The 20,526-nt window shown below is 64.7% G+C and carries 19 protein-coding genes; 14 read left to right on the forward strand and 5 right to left on the reverse strand.

Annotated features, from left to right (window positions below):
• The first annotated feature begins 6 nt into the window (after positions 1 to 6).
• Positions 7 to 2,325, forward strand: a complete 2,319-nt coding sequence (gene cofH, locus WBP07_RS04520) for a 5-amino-6-(D-ribitylamino)uracil--L-tyrosine 4-hydroxyphenyl transferase CofH (RefSeq protein WP_395394518.1) — start codon at positions 7 to 9, stop codon at positions 2,323 to 2,325.
• Here the strand turns inward: cofH and WBP07_RS04525 are convergent.
• A complete protein-coding gene (locus WBP07_RS04525) occupies positions 2,295 to 2,987 on the reverse strand; it encodes a TetR family transcriptional regulator (protein ID WP_395394520.1) in 693 nt (230 codons plus the stop codon). The two genes, cofH and WBP07_RS04525, sit on opposite strands and share 31 nt — an antisense overlap.
• 81 nt (positions 2,988 to 3,068) lie before the next feature.
• On the opposite strand from WBP07_RS04525, the gene WBP07_RS04530 reads away from it, so the two are divergent.
• Entirely contained in the window at positions 3,069 to 3,839 is a 771-nt protein-coding gene (locus WBP07_RS04530; RefSeq protein WP_395394521.1) for a Coq4 family protein, read from the forward strand.
• Here the strand turns inward: WBP07_RS04530 and WBP07_RS04535 are convergent.
• The 3 genes from WBP07_RS04535 to WBP07_RS04545 form a co-directional block, all read right to left on the reverse strand.
• Complete coding sequence (locus WBP07_RS04535; RefSeq protein ID WP_395394522.1) at positions 3,826 to 4,299, reverse strand: hypothetical protein; 474 nt, start codon at positions 4,297 to 4,299, stop codon at positions 3,826 to 3,828. The two genes, WBP07_RS04530 and WBP07_RS04535, sit on opposite strands and share 14 nt — an antisense overlap.
• Before the next feature lie 187 nt (positions 4,300 to 4,486).
• Complete coding sequence (locus WBP07_RS04540) at positions 4,487 to 5,668, reverse strand: sulfotransferase family protein (RefSeq protein ID WP_395394524.1); 1,182 nt, start codon at positions 5,666 to 5,668, stop codon at positions 4,487 to 4,489.
• A gap of 148 nt (positions 5,669 to 5,816) precedes the next feature.
• The gene (locus WBP07_RS04545) at positions 5,817 to 6,710 is read right to left on the reverse strand and encodes a helix-turn-helix transcriptional regulator (RefSeq protein ID WP_395394525.1); all 894 of its coding nucleotides are present in this window, start codon (positions 6,708 to 6,710) and stop codon (positions 5,817 to 5,819) included.
• A 182-nt stretch (positions 6,711 to 6,892) separates the two neighbouring features.
• On the opposite strand from WBP07_RS04545, the gene WBP07_RS04550 reads away from it, so the two are divergent.
• The 3 genes from WBP07_RS04550 to WBP07_RS04560 are packed head-to-tail and all read left to right on the forward strand — an operon-like array spanning position 6,893 to position 9,964.
• Positions 6,893 to 7,684, forward strand: coding sequence for an SDR family NAD(P)-dependent oxidoreductase (locus tag WBP07_RS04550; RefSeq protein ID WP_395332695.1), 792 nt, complete (start codon positions 6,893 to 6,895; stop codon positions 7,682 to 7,684).
• A 23-nt stretch (positions 7,685 to 7,707) separates the two neighbouring features.
• Positions 7,708 to 8,715: a zinc-binding dehydrogenase gene (locus tag WBP07_RS04555; RefSeq protein ID WP_395394526.1), complete on the forward strand. Its 1,008-nt coding sequence runs from the start codon at positions 7,708 to 7,710 to the stop codon at positions 8,713 to 8,715.
• 1 nt (position 8,716) lies between these two features.
• Positions 8,717 to 9,964 carry an MBL fold metallo-hydrolase gene (locus WBP07_RS04560; RefSeq protein WP_395394527.1) on the forward strand — a complete coding sequence of 416 codons (1,248 nt, stop codon included), beginning with the start codon at positions 8,717 to 8,719 and terminating at the stop codon, positions 9,962 to 9,964.
• A 192-nt stretch (positions 9,965 to 10,156) separates the two neighbouring features.
• On the opposite strand, the gene WBP07_RS04565 is transcribed toward WBP07_RS04560, so the two are convergent.
• A complete protein-coding gene (locus tag WBP07_RS04565) occupies positions 10,157 to 11,260 on the reverse strand; it encodes a helix-turn-helix transcriptional regulator (protein WP_395394528.1) in 1,104 nt (367 codons plus the stop codon).
• 106 nt (positions 11,261 to 11,366) lie between these two features.
• Between WBP07_RS04565 and cysD the strand changes: the two genes are divergently transcribed.
• The 9 genes from cysD to WBP07_RS04610 all read left to right on the forward strand — a co-directional run bounded on the left by cysD (position 11,367) and on the right by WBP07_RS04610 (position 20,477).
• Positions 11,367 to 12,269 (forward strand): sulfate adenylyltransferase subunit CysD, encoded by a 903-nt coding sequence (cysD, locus tag WBP07_RS04570; RefSeq protein WP_314465638.1) that lies wholly within the window; start codon positions 11,367 to 11,369, stop codon positions 12,267 to 12,269.
• Positions 12,269 to 14,206, forward strand: a complete 1,938-nt coding sequence (gene cysN, locus WBP07_RS04575; protein WP_395394530.1) for a sulfate adenylyltransferase subunit CysN — start codon at positions 12,269 to 12,271, stop codon at positions 14,204 to 14,206. The genes cysD and cysN overlap by 1 nt, the downstream gene beginning before the upstream one ends.
• The gene (locus WBP07_RS04580) at positions 14,206 to 14,943 is read left to right on the forward strand and encodes a 3'(2'),5'-bisphosphate nucleotidase CysQ (protein WP_395394531.1); all 738 of its coding nucleotides are present in this window, start codon (positions 14,206 to 14,208) and stop codon (positions 14,941 to 14,943) included. Before cysN ends, WBP07_RS04580 begins: the two co-directional genes overlap by 1 nt.
• 73 nt (positions 14,944 to 15,016) lie before the next feature.
• Positions 15,017 to 15,685 carry a TetR/AcrR family transcriptional regulator gene (locus WBP07_RS04585; RefSeq protein ID WP_395394532.1) on the forward strand — a complete coding sequence of 223 codons (669 nt, stop codon included), beginning with the start codon at positions 15,017 to 15,019 and terminating at the stop codon, positions 15,683 to 15,685.
• 141 nt (positions 15,686 to 15,826) lie between these two features.
• A complete protein-coding gene (locus WBP07_RS04590; protein ID WP_395394534.1) occupies positions 15,827 to 16,810 on the forward strand; it encodes an MDR family oxidoreductase in 984 nt (327 codons plus the stop codon).
• 99 nt (positions 16,811 to 16,909) lie between these two features.
• Positions 16,910 to 18,610 (forward strand): class I adenylate-forming enzyme family protein, encoded by a 1,701-nt coding sequence (locus WBP07_RS04595; RefSeq protein ID WP_395394535.1) that lies wholly within the window; start codon positions 16,910 to 16,912, stop codon positions 18,608 to 18,610.
• A gap of 33 nt (positions 18,611 to 18,643) precedes the next feature.
• On the forward strand, positions 18,644 to 19,060 hold the full coding sequence (locus WBP07_RS04600) for a nuclear transport factor 2 family protein (RefSeq protein ID WP_395394536.1): 417 nt from the start codon (positions 18,644 to 18,646) through the stop codon (positions 19,058 to 19,060).
• Between the two features lie 79 nt (positions 19,061 to 19,139).
• Positions 19,140 to 19,586, forward strand: coding sequence for a MarR family winged helix-turn-helix transcriptional regulator (locus WBP07_RS04605; RefSeq protein ID WP_395394537.1), 447 nt, complete (start codon positions 19,140 to 19,142; stop codon positions 19,584 to 19,586).
• Between the two features lie 153 nt (positions 19,587 to 19,739).
• Positions 19,740 to 20,477 carry an SDR family oxidoreductase gene (locus WBP07_RS04610; RefSeq protein ID WP_395394539.1) on the forward strand — a complete coding sequence of 246 codons (738 nt, stop codon included), beginning with the start codon at positions 19,740 to 19,742 and terminating at the stop codon, positions 20,475 to 20,477.
• Positions 20,478 to 20,526: the final 49 nt, after the last annotated feature.

A 20,526-nucleotide genomic window follows, 5' to 3' on the forward strand; every position in this document is an offset into this window, starting at 1 on the left:
GAGCAGATGCAGGATGATAGCCACACGCTGAAGGCATGGCTGCTGGGCGCTCCGTTGGAGGAGGTCACTGCCCGCGCAAGGGCACGGCGCGACGCGAATGGCCCGGCGCGGATGACCTATTCGCCCAAGGTCTTCATCCCGCTGACGCGGCTTTGCACCGACGTCTGCCACTACTGCACCTTCGCCACCACGCCTTCGCGACTGGAAGCGCCCTACCTCACGCCTGAGGAAGTGCTGGAGATCGCCCGCGCCGGCGTCGCTGCGGGGTGTCGGGAGGCGCTGTTCACACTGGGGGACGCGCCGGAGCGCCGCTATGCCGTCGCGCGCGAATGGCTGGCGGAGCGGGGTTTCACGCGCACTATCGATTACGTCCGCCACTGCGCCGAACTGGTGCTGAAAGAGACCGGCCTGCTGCCGCACGTCAATGCCGGCGTGCTGGAGGAGGACGACTACCAAATGCTCCGCCCTGTTTCGGCATCGGCGGGCCTTATGTTGGAGAGCACGTCGCAGCGGCTGCTGGAAAAGGGCATGTGCCACCACGGCTCGCCCGACAAGGAGCCGGCTGTGCGGATAGCCTCGCTCGCTGCGGCCGGCCGCGCGCGGGTGCCGATGACGAGCGGCGTGCTGATCGGCATTGGCGAGACGGCGGAGGAGCGGATCGACGCGCTGATCGCGCTGCGCGATCTGCACCTTGAACATGGCCATTTGCAGGAAGTGATCGTCCAGAACTTCTGCCCCAAGCCGGGCACGAAGATGGCGAAAGCGCCCGAGGCGAGCGAGGCCGATTTCCTGCGCATTGTCGCCGCCGCGCGCATCCTGCTGCCGGACGAGGTTTCCGTGCAAGCGCCGCCCAATCTCAATGACGAGCGCTTGGTCGAACTGATCGACGCCGGGATCGACGATTGGGGTGGCATCTCGCCGGTCACGCTCGATCATGTGAATCCCGAGGCACCTTGGCCGGAAGTGGAACGGCTGCGGGCCATCTGCGCCGCCAAGGGCCTGCCGCTGGTTGAGCGCCTGACCGTCTATCCGCGCTTCGTCATGAGCGAGGATCGATCATGGCTCGATCCGGCGATCCGTCCAGCGGTGCTGCGTCACGCCGATGCCGAAGGGTTGGCGCGCGACAGCGTCTGGAGCCCGGGGCTGGCCGATCAACATGCGCCGGGCAGCGTCCGCGCGCCGCTCGGACGTCATCACGATGGCCCGGTCGCAGCTTCGCTCCACCGCATCCTTGACCGCGCGGCGAGCGGGGCGACATTGAGCGAGGACGAAATCGTCGCACTTTTCACCACGCGCGGAGCGGCGGCGCAGGCGGTGGTTGCGGCGGCGGATGCGCTGCGGGCGGAAGTCAGCGGCGATACCGTGACTTACGTGGTAAACCGCAACATCAACTACACCAATATCTGCACCCATACCTGCTCGTTCTGCGCCTTCTCCAAGACCAGCAGCAAAGCCGGGTTCCGCGACAAGCCGTACAATCTGGACCTGTCCGAGGTTGCCGGCCGCGCGCGTGAGGCGGTGGAGCGCGGGGCGACGGAGGTCTGCCTGCAAGGCGGCATCCACCCGAGCTATACCGGCGAAACCTACCTTTCGATCCTGCGTGAGGTGAAGGAGGCTTGCCCGAACCTTCACGTCCATGCCTTCTCACCGCTCGAAGTCAGTCAAGGCGCGCGGACGCTGGGCATGCCGGTGCGGGACTATCTGGCGATGCTCAAGGACGCAGGGCTGGGTTCACTGCCCGGCACGGCGGCCGAGATCCTCTGCGACGACATTCGCGAACAGATCTGCCCCGGCAAGCTGACGACGCAGGAATGGCTCGATGTCGTCGGCACCGCGCATCGCGTGGGCTTGCCGACGACCTCCACGGTGATGTTCGGCCATCTTGAAGGCATCGAGCATTGGGCGCGTCACTTGCTGGCGCTGCGCAATATCCAGCTTGATACGGGCGGGATCACGGAGTTCGTGCCACTGCCGCTCGTCCATATGGAAGCGCCGTTCTACCGGCGCGGGCAATGCCGCAAGGGGCCGACCTGGCGTGAGGCGGTGATGATGCACGCAGTGGCGCGTCTGGCGCTGAGCGGGGCGATCAACTCGATCCAGTGCTCGTGGGTGAAGCTGGGGATGGACGGCGCCGCCGCCGTGCTGGCGGCCGGCGCCAACGACCTTGGCGGTGTGCTGATGGATGAGAGCATCAGCCGTGCGGCGGGTGCAGCGCATGGCCAGGGCGTGACGATCGCCGAACTGCGCGAGGCTGCCGAAAGTGTCGGCCGCACCTTGAAGCAGCGCACCACGCTTTACGGCGAGGTAGTTCCAGAGCCTGCCTGAATCGAGCCGACCTGAATCGAGCCGCCCTCGACTGGATTGGTGAGATCGGCGTAGCCCATCACGAGGCGCACCAGACCATCCTCGATTTCTGCGTCGCTGGGCGCGGATTCGGGGCGCATGATCATCGCGCGCAGCACGCCGACGAAAGCCGTGGTGATCACGAAGGCCTCGCCGCGCGTCAGCTTGCGCTCGCTGCCGGGAGCGTTCGGGCCGGAAGGGGAGGAGAGCAGGGTGGTCAGGTGGTCCAGCAGCGGCGCCATCCGGTGCGTTCCCCGCGCTAGTGACCGCTCCATCAGCAGCCGGTGCACGCGCCGCCGGTCGCCATAGGCGGTCGTAACGGCGCGCACGATCAGGCCCACGCGCTCGCGCACCGAAACCATGGCCTTGTCGGCCAGAACGGTCAGGATCCGTTCCGACAGCGCCGCCATCTCACGATCGGCAAGGCTATCCAGGATCGCCTCCTTGTTCGGGAAGTACTGGTAGAGCGTGCCGATGCTGACGCCTGCCGTTTCGGCGACGGCATTGGTGGTGAACGCCTCATACCCCTTGTCGTCCAGCAACCGCATGGCCGCCTCCAACATGAGTTCGACTTTGTGCACGGCGCGGCCCTGGCGTGGGCTGCGCGTCTTGAGTGGCGGATTTTCGGGCGGTTTCTGGATCATGGGCGGTGGTTGCAAACGCGAGTTTCAGAATATGAGTTTTGCTCATATTAATACCGTTATCGGCTTCTTGCCAAGGAACGGATGATGACATCGGATATCTCCACCGTGATCCCTGACCGTCGCGACTGGGCTACCGCCTTCAAGGCGCTGCGCCGCTTGCTGGCGGATGCCAACGATACGCAGCAGGTCTTCCGCATCATGCGCGCGCTCAATGCGGGTACGGCAAAGGCCGGTTATCTGCGGCTGCTGCGCACCGCCGATGGCGGGCGCCTCGCTTATGAGCGGGTGGAACTGGCCGAGCGCTTCTCCGACCCGGCCTTCGTCGCACAATTCGGTGAGGGCACCGTGGGCGCGGCCTACGCCGAATTCCTGCGCACGACGGGCTATTCTGCGACGGGTCTGGCTGAAGTGAGCAAGATCGACGGCGTCGATCTCAACGTGCGCCATCCCTATCTCTGGTACGGCCGCCGCATGCGTGACACGCACGATATCTGGCACATTCTCACTGGCTATCGCGCCGACGAGCCGCTGGGAGAGCTTTGCCTCGTGGCCTTTTCCTATGCGCAGACGCGCGGGCTTGGCTGGGCGTTCATCGCGGTGGGCGGCGCGTTCAAGTCCTTGCGCGTACGCGGAGGCAAGCAGGTGCGGCGCGCGATCCGCGAAGGCTACCTTCGGGGAAAGAACGCCGCGTGGCTACCCGGCGAGGATTACGAACGCCTGCTTGCCGAGCCGCTGGACGCGGCCCGAGCCCGGCTCAACATTCCCGACCCCACCGCCTATCGCATGGCGCGGGAGTCGGTGGGACGCGCCGCCGTACGAGCCGACGGCACGATGCCGGTCACATTTTCCTGATCTGCTGCCACATCGCGTCGGGCATCCAGGTATATTCGATGTAGTGTCCGAAGACCTTGCGGGCATCGAGGTAGAGGAACTTCAGCGCGTTGGGATCGTCGCCCTCGGGCCGTTCCATGGCGAGCGGGAATTCCTGAGCGTCCACGCGCTTGCGGAAATCGGCCCAGTCGTCGACGCCGAAGCAGATGTGGTGGAAGCGCAGCGGGCCGCCGTTGGACAAACAATTGGCGTAGATGCCCACTTCGTCGATCTCGTTCTCGATCAGTTCGATCTGGAGTTCGCCGATCCAGATGAAGCAGATCCGGCCCTTCTGGCGCTTCAGCCCCTGCGGCGTGAGCACTTGCTGGTCGACCGGGATGATCATCGGTTCGCGGGTCAGTCCGCGCCCGCGGAACATATCGATCCCGGCTTCCAGATTGTCGCAGACATAGGCGTTCTGGTAGTGGCGGCCTTCGAGCATCAGTCTCTCCTAAAATCTTGCGCCTGCACCTAACCACGTCGCCCCCGCGAAGGCGGGGATCCCGCTTTCTTGCGTGCGTGGCGGAAAGAAAGCGGGCCCCCCGCCTTCGCGGGGGCGACGAGGTGTATTGGGCGGGTGTCGGTTTGTGCCGGATTCATGCCGGATTTCAGCCGAGCGGCGCCCTCGATCAGCCTTCGCGGGCCACGTCGTAGCGCGACAGATAGCGTTCGAAGAGCGGCTCCAGCTCCGCCTTCTCGATGCCGTACTGGGCGAGCTTGTATTCGTGCTTGCCGAACTTGTCCTGCGGGTTGTCGTCCACCCACTTTTGGATGCCGGCCTCGGCCTCGGCGGTCCATTCGTCGCCCAGCTGCTGGTAGACCTTCTTCATCGTGCCGATCGGATCGGCGGTCATGTCCGCGTAGTGGACGTCGATCACTTTGTCCTCGCCATGCTTGTCGCGGAAATCCATGATCCGGTTGGCGTGCTCCGCCGCCTGCCAGGTGTAGTTTTCCTTGAGCCACGCCGTGTCCGGCTTGCCCATGTGCGCCATGTGGCTGAGCGAGATGATCGAGCAGAGCGATCCCGTCGCGGTGAACGGATCGCGGTGGGCCCAGAGCACGCGGGCATCGGGATAGACCTTGAAGATCGTCTCCAGCCACAGCGCATGGCTGGGCTTCTTCACGTTCCAGACCCCGCCGGCATTCTGCTGGAGCACCTGGAGGAATTTCTTGTGGTACTCATAGGCGCTGGTCATGTCGCAGGAGAAGATGAACTCCTTGTATTCCGGCAGCTTGCCCTTGGAATCGATCATCAGCGTCTTGAAGTCATGCGCCATGAAGAACACGCATTCGTTCGGATAGACGGCCGATCCGCGATAGTACTTGCCCATGGCCGGATTGGCTTCCAGCATCGCCTTTTCCTGCGCCAGACGGGCCTGCGCGCGCGGATCGGTGGTGAGAAGGTCCTTAGAGGCGACCGGCGGCACCGGATCGTCGATTTCCCAGGTAAGCGGCGAACGGCGCGCCGGATCGGCAGCGAGCAGGTTGGACAGCAGCGTAGTGCCCGTGCGCGGCACGCCCATCACGAAGACGGGGCGCTCGACCGGGCGGGTGAGCAGTTCCGGGTTCTGGCGCAGATAGTCCGAAATCTTCAGGCGGCCGCGCAAGTAGTGGAGGGTATCGGCGGTGGCGCGGGCGATGCCGCCTTCGGTGTACTGGCCGCGCGTGATCCCGGCGTTGAAGTCGTTTACGAAGACGTCGAAGCCCTCGCGCCAGGTATCGTTGTCGAAGGCATCGATGCCGGTGTCCTTCATCGCCTGCTCGACGAGGGCGTCGCCGACGATCTGGTCCGCCGTAAGTTGCTCGGCCATTGCGTGATCCTCTTTCCCGTGTCTCTGTGCGGGCCGCTGCGGCGGCCTCATGGATACGAGATAGCCTGCGCACGGGGCCGATTGGCAATGCGGCAGGCGCGTCAGATCGGGCCGTTATGTCGAATCCGGGTCAAGACCGGCAGCAGCCTTACGCCGCGACCGACGTCGAGGCCAGGGCGCGTCCCTGCCGCTGGCGGAACGTGCTGGGGCTGGCCCCGACCGCGCGGCGGAACGCGAAAGTGAAGCTGGATGGCGAGGCGAAGCCCATCGAAAAGGCGATCGTCTTCACGCTTTCCCCCTCCATCAGCAGGCGCTTGGCCGCCTCCATGCGGCGCTGCTCGATATAGTCGCCGATCGAGCAGGCGCGACTGACGCGGAACCCGCGCGTGAGCTGGCGCACCGAAAGGCCGCACGAATCGGCCAGTTCCTTCAGCGAGGGCGCGGTCAGGTCTCCGGCCAAGCGCTCCTCGATCAGGCGCAGGCGCCAGCCGGACAGGCCGCCGGTCATCGGCCTTTCGGAGACTTCCAGGCCATATCGCCCCAGTTCGATGGCCAGTTCGCCGCCCAGCAGTTCCAGCATCCGGCGTGACGCAAGGCCGGGGTGGCGCACTTCGGCGGTGATGCGGAACAGCAGCGCGCGCACTTGCGCGCTGCCTATGTCCAGCGCGGCGGCGAGGTGAGCATCGTCCCACGGCAGTTCCCGGCCCAACAACTCGTGCACCAGTGCTGCGTCGATCGTGCAGACCAGCGAGGCCTGCCGCCCGCTGCCGCCCCGAATGTAGAGCGACTCGCCGGGAGGAATCGCGAAAACGTCGCCCAGCCGCTCGAACCGGTGCGGCCCCCAGCGCTCGCGATAGCCGCCACGCGATTGCAGCGGGCGGGGCGTGAGGCACAAGTTCACATGGTATCCGGCGCCCACTGCGTGGCGGGTGTCGGTGGGTTCGGGGATGTCGAACCGGACGATTTCGGCATGGATTCCCGGCGCGGAAAGCGCGGCATCGACAGTCATGGTCGGCAGCGGGGCGGCCGTGCTGACGGGCATCTCTCATTCTCCCGGACGCCTCAGGGCTCTATCGGGTCTCTGGCCCGAATTCGTGTCCCTGACGCTTGGATAAGGCCTGATTTCTATGCCCCCCACGCTTGCGGGACAAGGCCGGTGTCGGGAAACATCGCGCCAACGAAAGTGCCGGCAAGAAGGTCGGTAACGGGATCGAGGAGAGAATGATGGCCAAGGGCCTTTTCGACTGCACGGGCAAGGTGACGGTGGTGACCGGCGGCAACGGCGGCATCGGCTTCGGCTTTGCCATGGGCGTCGCCAAAATGGGGGGCGACGTGGCGATCTGGGCCCGCAATGCCGAGAAGAGCGCCAAGGCCAAGGCCGAACTGGAAGCGGCCGGTGCGGGCAAGGTGATCGCTTATCAGGTGGACGTTTCGCAGGAAGCGAACATCGTCGAAGGCTACAAGCAGGTCATGGCGGATTTCGGCCGGGTGGACTGCGTTTTCGCCAACTCGGGCGCCAGCCCACGCTATAACTCGGTGTTCGAGATGCCGACCGAGCACTGGCATGAATTCCAGAACACCGCGCTCCACGGTGCTTTTTTCACGCTGCGTGAAGGTGCGCGGCTGATGAAGGAGCGGGTCGAGGCGGGTGACGAGAGCGGCGGAAGCCTTGTCGCCTGCGGATCGCTTTCGCTGTTCCAGGGCCTGCCGGGCAAGATGGAATATGCCTCTTCTAAGGCTGCGATTGCGGCGGCTGTGCGCTGCCTTGCCATCGAACTCGCGCCGCTGGGCATCCGCGCCAACGTCGTCGCGCCCGGCCTGATCATGACGCCGATGATGGGCGAAGGGCCGCGCGCCGATGCGGTCGCCGCGCACTTCGCGCCGACGATCCCGATGAAGCGCACCGGCTATCCGGCGGACTTCGAAGGCATCGGCGCCTATCTGTGTTCGGACGCCAGCTCGTTCATGACGGGCGAGACCGTCACCATCGACGGCGGCTACATGGTCCGCCCCTAAGCGGCCGGATGAGGAGAGAAGCTATGGAACTGCTCAAGATCCACGGCGTCGGCGATGTCCGCGTCGATGCTTACGAACGTCCGACGGCGGGGCCGAAGGATGTGGTCGTGAAGATGAAGTCGGTCGGCATCTGCGGATCGGACCTGTCCTACATCAAGATGGGCGGCATTCCGCCGGGCGTAGAGACCGCGCTGGGCCATGAAGGCGCCGGCGAAGTGATGGAAGTGGGCGCTGAAGTCTCCGGCATTGCCGTCGGCGATGCGGTGATCGTCAACCCGATGATGACGCCCAGCAACATCGGTTCGGGCGGGCCGGAAGGTGCGTTCACGCAGGAATTGCTAGTGCGCGAGGCGCGTCTTGGCGACTCGATCCTCCCGATCCCCGAGGGCATCTCTTACGACGTTGCCGCCATGTGCGAGCCGCTGGCCGTCGCCATGCACGGCGTCAACCGGGCGGACGTGAAGCCCGGCGACAAGGTCGTGGTGTTCGGCTGCGGGCCGATCGGCCTTGGCATGCTGCTCTGGCTGATCGATCGCGGGGTGACCGACGTTGTCGCGCTCGATCTGTCGGAGGAACGGCTGGAACGCGCGCGGGCGCTGGGCGTGCAGGCTGCGCTCGATCCCAGCAAGGTGGATTTGAGGGCGGAATTGGCGAAGCTTCACGGCGAAGTGCCGAGCTATGGCCGCGTGGGCGTGGGCACCGATGCCTTCATCGACGCAGCGGGCGCGCCGAATATCCTGACCGAAGTGATCATGATGGCCAAGTTCCATGCGAAACTGGTCATCACGGCGGCCTATATGCGGCCCATCGAGTTCCCGGTCGGGCGCATGCTCACCAGCGAGATGACCATCACCACGGCGGTCGGCTATCCCACCGAAATGCCCGATGTGATCGCCGCCATGCCGCGCCTGAAGGACAAGATTGCAGCGATGATCAGCCACAAGCTGCCGTTCAGCGAGATCATGAAGGGCCTGGAAATCGCCGCAACGCCGCAGTCCGCCAAAGTCATGATCGGCATCGAGGAGGCTTGAGATGAGCGAAGTGAAAGACGCCGGGCCGAAGCTCGCCGGGCTCGTCCGCTCGGGCGACGAGCAGGCGGAAGCCATCGCGATCACCGATTTCGTGTTCCAGGCGAACGATATCTCGAACGCCTACCTCGTGACGACGGCCGAGGGCGACGTCATGGTCAACACCGGCTTCATGGATAATGCGGAGCGGACCAAGCGCCTGCTGACGCCGCCGCGCACTGGCCCGCTGGCCTTCATCATCCTCACCCAGAGCCATGCCGATCACTACGGCGGCGTGCCGGAATTCCTGGAGGACGGCACGCAAGTCGTCGGCGGACCCGGCTTCAATGAGGCGCTGGGCGACATGATGGGCCTCCAGTCCTTCTTCGGGCCGAGGAGCGGCAAGCTCTGGGGATCGACGCTCAAGCGCGGCGGCACACCCAAGCCGGCGCCGAATGTGGTTCCCGACATTCTGGTGGACCGCAAGCTGACCATCGAACTGGGCGGCCGTACTTTCGAGCTGATCTCCACGCCAGAGGGCGAGACGATCGACTCGCTGACGGTCTGGATGCCCAAGGAAAAGATCGCCTTCACCGGCAATGTCTTCGGTCCGGTCTGGCTCTCGATGCCGTTCCTCAACACTCTGCGCGGCGACAAGCCGCGTCTGGTGCGGAACTACCTGAAGTCGCTGGAGACGATCCGCGATCTCGGCGCCGAGATCATCGTCACCGGCCATGGCGAGGCCATTCGCGGTGCGGAACGCATCCGTGCCGATCTCGACAAGATGCACGCGGCCGTCAGGTTCGTGCGCGACTACACGCTCGGCGGCATGAAAGCAGGCAAGGACGTCCACACGCTGATGCGCGAATTCGCCTGGCCGGTAGGGCTGGAGATCGGCGAATTCCACGGCAAGGCCGCCTGGGCGGTCAAGTCGATCTGGCGCGAGTATTCGGGCTGGCTCCACTACGAGGATGGCACCACCGCGCTCTACGGCGTGCCGCGTTCGAGTGTGGATGTCGATCTCGTCGAATTGGCGGGCGGCGCGGCGAAACTGGCGGAGCGGGCGCAGGACAAGCTGGATGCGGGGACTCCGCTGGAGGCCGTACATCTGACCGATATTGCGCTCAGTGCCGAGCCGGACAATGCGGCGGTGCTCACCGTGCGCAAGGCGGCGCACGAGGCACTGCTGGCAGCTTCCGGCGGCAAGAACCTGTCCGAGACGATGTGGCTGCGATCCGAGATCGCGGCGATGGAGGCCAAGCTCAGCGATTGATGGTTTGGGTATGGGCTATCGGCCCATCACGGCCAACCTGACAATTTATTACCCCGTCGTCCCCGCGAAGGCGGGGCCCCCGCTTTTCTTCGCGCGCTTGGCAAAAGGAAGCGGGGCCCCCGCCTGCGCGGGGGCGACGGGGTTTGTCTCGGGAGGCCGATGGTTGGGATATGCAAGCCGAAGTCTGGTTGCTCACCCCATCACCGCACTGCTCTCGTAAACCAGCCGCACCAATTCCGCCTGTCCGCGCACGCCGAGCTTGGCATAGAGCCGCTTGGAGTAGTTTCGCGCGGTTTCCAAAGTCAGGCCCATGCGCTCCGCTGCTTCGGCGATGGAGTGGCCGTCCGCCAGCGCCATCGCCAGTTCCGCCTCGCGCCGGGGCAAGTCGAACACTTCGGCCAGTCGGTCCGCACCATCACCGGAAAGTGCGCGGGGAAGGGTGCAAAGTGCGAGCAGGGCCGGTGCCGCAAGGGCTTGTTCCGCCGCTTCTTCGGCCGGCATCAACAGTGCTTCTACATGCGGCTTCTCCCGCAGCAACAGCGGCCGTGCCGTCAACGAGCGATCCTGCGCCATTTCCGCCGCCACGCCGGCCAGCTTGCGCTCTGCCATGAGATCGAGCCCCAGCACACGCTCGCCGGGGCGCAAAGCGGCGCCGCAGTGCTCCTGCCAGAACTGCGATAGCGCAGGATCGGCCGCGACCACCCGCGCTTCGGCGTCGAGCAGCATCCAGCCTTTGCCCGTGCGCTCCAACCCCATGGCGTTGATCCGCGCCGCCATCCGCTCGCGGTCCATCGAAACGAGGTTTTCGACCGCGATGGCGACATAGGGCGCCAGGCTGGAGAGCAAGGCGCTGTCGGAGGCCGTGCACTCGCGCGTGCGGGCCATCATCAGCCATGCGCTGTAACGCTCGCCCCCAGCGATCCGTACTACCCGCTCATCCCCGATGCCGAGCTTCGCCATGCGGCGGTTGCGATCCGCGCGCGCAACGGGGTCATGATCGATCATCTCCCCGATCGAATAGACGCGGCCCGGTCGCAGCCCATCGTAGAGGTAACGGTCGAGGTAGAACGGGCCTTGCGTTTCCGACTCGCGGGCGCGTTTTCTGAGGTCGATTCCGGCGTAGCTTTCCACGATTACGGCATGCGGCCCATCGCCCATGCGAAGGATCAGGCTGACGTAATCGGCTTGGGTGCGACGGCGCAATCTTTCCAGAAATGTCGAAAAGCGCGGATTTTCGGCACTTCCCTGAAAGAGTGGGATCAGGAGATCAGTCTCGTCGTTGCTGGTAAGAGCCATACCCCTCCCATATGGGAGGTTCGCGGAAATGTCATCCCTGCGATTCGGTTTGGGACAGCACCAGAGGAAACAGCCAACGGGCACGCGCCCCGGCAGAGGAAACCTGATGAAGACACTCACGCACCTGGAGCGCCTCGAAGCCGAGAGCATCCATATCATCCGCGAAGTCGTCGCCGAGGCTGAAAAGCCGGTGATGCTCTATTCGGTCGGCAAGGACAGCGCCGTGATGCTGCACCTTGCCCGCAAGGCCTTCTATCCCTCGCCGCCGCCGTTCCCGCTGCTCCACGTCGACACGACCTGGAAGTTCAAGGCGATGTACGAGTTGCGCGACAAGATGGCGCGTGAGAGCGGCATGGAACTGCTGGTCTATCAAAACCCCGAAGCCATCGAAAAGGGCATCAATCCGTTCGACCACGGCGCGCTCCACACCGACATGTGGAAGACCGAAGGTCTGAAGCAGGCGCTCGACAAGTACGGTTTCGACGCGGCCTTCGGCGGCGCCCGCCGCGACGAGGAGAAGAGCCGCGCCAAGGAGCGCATCTTCTCGTTCCGCACGTCCTCGCACGGCTGGGATCCGAAGAACCAGCGCCCGGAGCTGTGGAACCTCTACAATGCCCGCAAGGCGCGCGGCGAATCGATCCGCGTCTTCCCGATCTCCAACTGGACCGAGTTGGACATCTGGCAGTACATCCACCTGAACGACATCCCGATCGTGCCGCTCTACTTCGCCGAAAAGCGCCCCACCGTGGAGCGTGACGGCATGCTGCTGATGGTGGACGATGAGCGCTTCCCGCTCCAGCCGGGCGAGGTTCCCGTGGAGCGCTCGATCCGCTTCCGCACGCTCGGCTGCTACCCGCTGACCGGCGCGGTGGAGAGCGAGGCGAAGACGCTTCCCGAAGTGATCCAGGAAACGCTCCTCACCACCACATCGGAGCGGCAGGGCCGCGCCATCGACAAGGACGCCGGCGGTGCCGGCATGGAAGTCAAGAAGCAGCAGGGGTACTTCTGATGGCCGATATCGAAACCAAGGAAGCGGTCTACGTCACCGACCAGCTGATCGCCGACGACATCGACGCCTATCTCGTCCAGCACGAGCACAAGACGATGCTGCGCTTCATCACTTGCGGCAGCGTCGATGACGGCAAGTCCACCCTGATCGGGCGCCTGCTCTACGATTCGAAGATGATCTTCGAGGACCAGCTGGACGCGCTCCAGTCGGATTCCAAGAAGGTCGGCACGCAGGGCCAGGAAATCGACTTCGCGCTGCTGGTCGACGGCCTCGCCGCCGAGCGTGAGCAGGGCATCACCATCGACGTGGCCTATCGCTTCTTCAACACCGAGAAGCGCAAGTTCATCGTTGCCGACTGCCCGGGCCACGAACAGTACACCCGCAACATGGTGACCGGCGCCTCCACCGCCGACCTTGCGGTGATCCTGATCGATGCGCGCAAGGGCGTGCTGGTGCAGACGCGCCGCCACTCGTACTTGTGTCACCTGATCGGCATCAAGAACATCGTCCTGGCCGTCAACAAGATGGACCTGGTGGACTACAGCCAGGAAGTCTTCGACAAGATCGTCGAGGAATATGGCGAGTTCGCGCGGGAAATCGGGATCGAGAGCTTCACGGCTCTGCCGATCTCGGGCTTCAAGGGCGACAACATCACCACGCTTTCGGACAAGACCCCGTGGTACAAGGCGCCGCAGTACGCGGGCATCACGCTGGTCGAGCATCTCGAAACGGTCGAGGTTCTGTCCTCGGTCGATGCCGACAAGCCGCTGCGCCTGCCGGTGCAGTGGGTGAACCGTCCGAACCTGGACTTCCGCGGTTTCTCGGGCCTGATCGCCACTGGCTCGGTGAAGGCGGGCGACAAGATCCGCGTCCTGCCCTCGGGCAAGACCAGCACGATCACCCGCGTCGTCACCTATGACGGCGATCTGGAAGAAGCGGTTGCGGGCCAGTCGGTCACCGTCTGCTTCGCCGACGAGATCGACTGCTCGCGCGGTTCGGTGATCTCGGTCGCGGACAATCCGCCGCAGACTGCCGACCAGTTCGAGGCGACTTTCGTGTGGATGGCCGATGAGGCCATGGTGCCCGGCCGTGCCTACTGGCTGAAGGTCGGCACGCAGATGGTTTCGGCGACGGTTCAGGAGCCGAAGTACGAAGTCAACGTCAACACGATGGAGAAGCTGGCGGCCAAGACGCTGGAGCTGAACTCGATCGGCGTGGCGGAACTGACCACCGACAAGCAGATCGTGTTCGAGGCTTATGCCGATAACCGCACGCTGGGCGGCTTCATCCTGATCGACAAGATGACCAATGCCACGGTGGCGGCTGGCATGATCCACTTCTCGCTGCGCCGTTCGCAGAACGTGCACTGGCAGGCCGTGGACATCGACCGCAAGCAGCACGCTGGTCTCAAGAACCAGCGTCCGGCGGTGCTGTGGTTCACGGGCCTGTCGGGCTCGGGCAAGTCGACCATCGCCAACCTTGTCGAGAAGAAGCTGCACCGGATGAACCGGCACACCTTCCTGCTCGATGGCGACAACGTGCGCCACGGTCTGAACAAGGATCTGGGCTTCACCGAGGCCGACCGTATCGAGAACATCCGCCGCGTGGGCGAAGTCTCGAAGCTGATGACCGATGCGGGCCTGATTGTGATCACCGCCTTCATCTCACCGTTCCAGGCGGACCGCGAGATGGTGCGCTCGATGCTGCCCGAAGGTGAGTTCTTCGAGGTGTTCATCGATACGCCGCTCAAGGTGGCCGAGGCACGCGACGTCAAGGGCCTCTACAAGAAGGCGCGTGCGGGTGAGCTGAAGAACTTCACGGGTATCGACAGCCCGTATGAAGCGCCGCGCAATCCGGAAATCCGCGTGGATACCACGCTGATCTCGCCGGAAGACGCTGCGAACCTGATCGTCGACACGCTGCTGGGAGACGCCTGATGAGCCTGAACGACGGCGATCTCGCAGCACATCTGGCCGAAGTGGCGGGGAAGATCCTGCTCGACGTGCGGGCCTCCGGCCTGTTCTCGGGCAAGTCGCTGGGGAAGGCGGGGGACCAGACCGCCAACCAGTTCCTCTGCCACGCCCTTCGCGAGCAGCGGCCCGAGGATGGGCTGCTCTCCGAAGAGGAGAAGGACAATGCCGAGCGTCTGGCCAAGGAGCGGGTGTGGATCGTCGATCCGGTCGACGGTACCCGCGAATATGGCGAGGAACGGGCCGACTGGGCCGTCCATATCGGCATGGCGGTGGATGGCGAGCCGGTGCTGGGGGCGGTCGCGCTTCCCGGTGCGGGTGTAGTCCTTCGCTCCGACCAGCCGGGCGAAGTGCCGCCCGCGCCTGAGCGGCTGCGCATGGTGGTCAGCCGCACGCGTCCGGCCAAGGAAGCGACCGGCGTGGCCGAAGCCATCGGTGCCGAACTCGTCCCGATGGGATCGGCCGGGGCCAAGGCCATGGCGATCCTGCGCGGAGAGGCGGATATCTACCTCCATTCCGGCGGGCAGTACGAATGGGACAGCTGCGCACCTGCCGCTGTCGCACAAGGCTGGGGCCTCCACGTTTCGCGCATCGACGGCAGCCCGCTGGTCTACAATCGGGAAGACGTCTATATGCCGGACTTGCTGATCTGCCGGAAGGAGCACGCAGAACTGGTGCTCGAAAAGGTGAAAGCCTTCCTCTGAGGTCAAGCTGATCAACATTGTCGATTAGTAAGCCTGCCGCTATGCTCGCCCTTTGATAATGAGAGGGGCGAGCATGGAGGCGAAAATCAGGCGCAGGACGCGCGACCCGGTCGCGACGCGCGCGGTTATCCTCGATGCCGCTGCGAACCTGCTGGCCAAGGACGGGCCTGAGGGCGTCAGCCTCTCCGCCGTCGCCCATCTCGCCGCCGTCAATCGCGGCACCGCCTACCAGCATTTCGAAACGCGCGAGAAGCTGATCGAGGCGACCATGCAGTGGGTCTCCGACAAGCTGTTCCATGCCGTTTTCGGTGATCCCGAGACTGTGGGAGAGCGCCGGGTCGAGGATGTCGACGTAGTCGCGCTGACTGAGCGGTTGTGCGATTTCGCGATGGAAAATCCCGATATCTGCCGCGTCTGGCTCCAGCAGGTCCTGGCCTCGCCCAACCCGGCGCAGGATCCGTTCTGGCGCGAGTATTGCGGCTCGCTCGGCCGCTTCGCAGGCACCGAACTGGCGGAGCCGGGCATCGATTTCGAAGTCTATTCGGTGATGAACCTGGCCGGGGTGTTCTTCTGGCCGATCCTTGCCCGCGCCCATGCCGCTGACGAGGGCGAACGCCGGGAACTGTCGCGCCGCTATTCGCGCGAGATTCTGCGGCTTTCGATGTACGGCACGATGCGCGCCAAGGCGTTTCCGAAAGTGGCGGACCTGCTGGCAGCTCACGGCGTTTCACCGGGCGGCTGACAGCCTGCCGGATACCCCGCCCATGATGCCGCTTCGCCTAGGCGATGGCGTGGGGTGGCGGCATTGACGCAGCGGCGCATATTCCCTTTCAGCTAGGGCCTGCATCGTCGGGCTCTAACGCAGCCCTTGAGGGAGTATGCCATGTTTTCCGCTATCGTGATCGACAAGACCGACGAGGGCCAGACGGTCACTCTCCAGCAGCTTGACGAAACCGCGCTGCCTGAGGGCGATGTCGCTATCGACGTTGCGTTCTCTACGCTCAATTTCAAGGACGGCCTGGCCGTCACCGGCGCTTCGCCGGTCGTGCGCAAGTTCCCGATGGTGCCGGGGATCGACCTTGTCGGCACCGTCACCGAAAGCAGCCATGCCGACTGGAAGGCCGGCGATACCGTCGTGCTCAACGGCTGGGGCGTGGGCGAGGGGCACTGGGGCGGCCTGTCGCAGAAGGCCAAGCTGAAGGGCGACTGGCTGGTGCCGCTGCCTTCGGCCTTCACGCCGAAGCAGGCCATGGCGATCGGCACCGCCGGCTACACCGCCGCGCTCTGCGTCGATGCGCTGGTGGACTGGGGCGTGACCCCGGATCAGGGCGAGATCCTCGTCACCGGTGCCACCGGCGGCGTCGGCTCGGTCGCTATCGCGATCCTCAAGAAGCTGGGCTACTCGGTCGCCGCGCTCACCGGCAAGCCGGGCGAGGCGGACTATCTGAAGTCGCTGGGCGCAGAGACGATCATCGACCGCGCTGAACTCGCCGAAAAGGGCAAGCCGCTCCAGAAGGAGCGCTGGGCCGGTGTCGTCGATACGGCCGGCAGCCACACGCTGGCCAATGCCATCGCCCAGACCAAGTACGGCGGCGCGGTTGCCGCTTGCGGTCTGGCGCAGGGCTTCGACCTGCCTTCGACCGTCATGCCCTTCATCCTGCGCGGCGTTTCGCTGCTGGGGATCGACAGCGTCATGGCCCCCAAGGCCAAGCGCCTGAAGGCCTGGGACCGTCTCGCCAAGGATCTGGACCCGGCCGCACTCGAAACCATCGGCCAGACCATCGGCCTGGGCGACGCCATCGAGGCTGCTCGCAAGTTCATGTCCGGTGAGGTCACTGGCCGTTACATCGTCGACGTGAACGCCTGATGCAGCCGGTGCGGCGGGCGGTTTGAGGGAGCCGCCCGCCGCGCCAGAGCATCCATGGGAGCAGGGGCGAAACAGTCCCGTCAGGATAATGAGGAACGCATGGTCGAGGTAACCGAAGGCTTGTCGATCGCACGCGGCATCCCGCTGGCGGAAGAGCAGGGCATCGGCCCGCTGACGCTGGGCGGCTTCGTTCGCGAAGTGTCGCGCCGTTATGGCCCCTCCGAAGCGGCGGTGATCCACCTTGGCGACAAGGTAGAGCGCTGGACGTACGACGACCTCTGGGCGCGCTCGATGGAAGTCGCCCGTGCGCTCGTCGCTTGCGGCGTCGGTAAGGGCACCCGCGTCGGCGTGCTGGCGACCAACCGGCTGGAATTCCTCTCCGGCGTCTTCGGCACCGCACTCGCGGGCGGCGTCGCCATGACGGTGAGCACGTTCTTCACGCCCGCTGAACTAGAAACCGTGTTGCAGATGGGCGGCTGCTCGGTGCTGCTGCTCGAACGCCGCGTGCTCAAGAAAGATTTCGCGCAGACCCTTGTCGATCTCGAACCGCAGATCGGCACCGCCAAGCCGGGCGAAGTCGCTTCCACCAAGTTCCCGTTCCTGCGCCATCTCGCGGTGATCGACAGCGACGAAGGCCTCGGTGCGATCGAAGGCTGGAGCACGTTCCTCGCGCGCGGAAACGATGTCGATCCCGCGTTGGTCGATGCCGCCGCCGCCTCCGTGCAGCCGAGCGATCCCGGCGTGCTGTTCTTCTCCTCCGGCTCCACCGGCAAGGCCAAAGGCATCCTTTCGGCGCATCGCGGCGTCTGCCTGCAACTCTGGCGCTGGCCGCAGTGGTACGATGTGAAGGTGCCGCCGCGCACGTGGTCGGCCAACGGCTTCTTCTGGTCGGGCAATTTCTCGATGGCATTGGGCGGCACGCTCGGTTGCGGCGGGTCGCTGGTGCTGCAGCGCTGGTTCGATGCCGAAGAAGCGCTGGCGCTGATGGAGGCCGAGAAGGCCTCGATGATGCTCGCCTGGCCGCACCAGTGGGCGCAGCTCATGGCTGCCTCGAATTACGACAGCGTCGATCTTTCGGCGATGCATTACATCGATGCGCTGACGCCCTGCGCGCAGCATCCGACGATCGATACCGACTGGCGTGAGCCGGCACAGGCCTTCGGCAATACCGAGACGTTCACGCTGATCTCGGTCTTCGCCTCGGGCACGGCGGAAGAGATCGCCGGCAAGTCGCACGGCGTGCCGACGGCCGGCTCCACGATCAAGATCGTCGATCCGATGACCGGCGCGACGATGCCACTGGGCGAGCGCGGCGAGATTGCCGTGAAGGGCCCGACGCTGATGCTTGGCTATATCGGTGTGCCGCTGGACGAATCGCTGGATGGCGAAGGCTTCCTGCGCACGGCGGACGGCGGCTATATCGACGAGCAGGGCCGCCTGTTCTGGGAAGGCCGCCTGAACGACATCATCAAGACCGGCGGTGCCAATGTATCCCCGATCGAGATCGACGAAGTGATCCGCGCCCATCCGGAAGTGAAGATGGTGCAGACGGTGGGCGTGCCCGACGATCTGCTGGGCGAACTGGTGGTTTCCTGCGTTGTCGCGGTGGAAGGTGCGCGGCCCGATGCTGGGGCAATTCGCGATTTCGCCAAGGAAAAGCTTGCCAGTTACAAAGTGCCGCGCCGCGTGCTGTTCGTGGCTGAGAGCGATCTGAAGACCACCGGCAGCGCCAAGATCAAGACGGCGGACTTGCGCAAGCTGGCGGCCGAGCGGTTGGAAACGGAAGTCAGTCCGGGCTGAGAAGGTCCGATTGAGACGAGAGGGGAGAAGCGCATGACACAGGCACTCGATTTCGGTGACTGGCTGGAAATCTGCAATCTCAAGGCCCGTTACTGCCGCCTGCTCGACACCAAGGACTGGGACGGCTGGGCCGCGCTCTTTACCGAGGATTGCGAGATCGACACGCGCCCGGCCGGCGGCACGCTGGAAAAGGGACGCGACACGTTCGTCTCGATGGTTCGCCATTCGCTGGCCGATGCCAAGACCGCGCATCAGATCCATTCGCCGGAAATCACGTTCCACGGCGACAGCGCCGAGGTGATCTGGGCCATGCAGGACCGCGTCATCAAGGACACGTTCGCGCTGACCGGTTATGGCCATTATCATGAGACATATGTGCGGTCGGCCGATGGCTGGAAGATCGCCAAGCAGACGCTTTCCCGCCTGATCGTGGACATGTCCAAATCGTGACGGCAGCGCCGGGGCGTTGCATCGGCGGCTCAGGCAATTTCGCTCGCTAATACTAAGCAAGCATAGTATTTAGGGCGTAATGGAACGCAAGATCGGCACCGTCCTGTCGCAAGTGGCGCGCTTGATGCGCCGTTCTTTCGATGAGCGGGCGAGGGCGATCGGCGTAACCCGTCCGCAATGGCAGGTGCTGAGCGTGCTTCACCGCATGGAAGGCATCAACCAAGGCGGGCTTGCCGAAATTCTGGAAGTGGAGCCGATCACGGCCGGGCGCATGATCGACCGGATGCAGGATGCTGGTCTGGTGGAGCGCCGGGCCGATCCGGCCGACCGGCGCGCGTGGCGGCTCTATCTGACGGCGCGGGGCAACGAACTGCTGGAACAGCTTCAGCCTCTGGCGGAAGAGACGGCCGATCTGGCGCTGGAAGGCGTGACTGAGCAGGATATGGAAAAACTGCTGGATGTGTTGGAAACGATGCGCCTCAACCTGACGCGCAACCGCGGCCAGGATGCCTCGGCGCAAGGATGACTTCGGATTGATTTGAGAGCCTGTGCGGTATCGTGGGGACGGTCCCCGCGAACCATCGTGGCTGCGATAGGCAGCGGCTTGCACAGGGGTTAGAGTTTGGGAAATCGTGCCGGCAAGCACCGGTACTCGAAAGCCGTAAAAGCGGGAGGATGCGTGGGTAAGACGATCGTGATCACTGGCGCCGGTGCCGGCCTTGGCCGTGCGTTGGCAAGGCGTTTCGCCAGTGAAGGGGAAACCGTGATCCTGCTGGGTCGCACGCTGTCCAAGGTGCAGGAAGTCGCTGACGAGATCGGCGGCACTGCCATGGCGGTGGAATGCGACGTCGCCTCCGCCGATTCCGTGCGCAAGGCTTTCGCGACGATTGCCGAAAAGCACCCGAAGATCGACGTGCTGATCAACAATGCCGCGATCTACGAACCGTTCACCGTGGCCGAGGCAACCGATGCGCAGATCGACAGCATCATCGCCACCAACCTCAACGGCCCGATCTACTGCTGCCGTGCGGCGATCCCGATGATGGAAAAGGGCGGCCAGATCATCAACGTGGGCAGCGAATCCATCGCCGTGCCTTTCGTGATGCTTTCGCTCTATCAGACCACCAAGGCCGGCCTCGAACGATTTACCGAGGCGCTGGTGGAAGAACTGGAGCCTGCCGGCATCCGCGTCACCACCGTGCGCGCCGGGCCGATGTATGAGCCGGGCAAGACCAATCCCGGCTGGGATCAGGACGCCGCGATGCGCTTCCACGGTGGCTGTGCCGCCAAGGGGATCGACCTGCGCACGCGGCCGATCTCGCAGACCGAAAACGTCACCGGCGTATTCCGCTCGGTGCTCGACCTGCCGCCAGACGTGCGCGTGCTGCACGTCTCTGTCGGGGCGCGCCACGCATGACTGCCGCCACGACCGTCGCCGATCTCGCGCCACAAACCGTTTCCGCCAA

The sequence above is a fragment of the Novosphingobium oxfordense genome (assembly GCF_044029435.1).
Lineage (GTDB): Bacteria > Pseudomonadota > Alphaproteobacteria > Sphingomonadales > Sphingomonadaceae > Novosphingobium.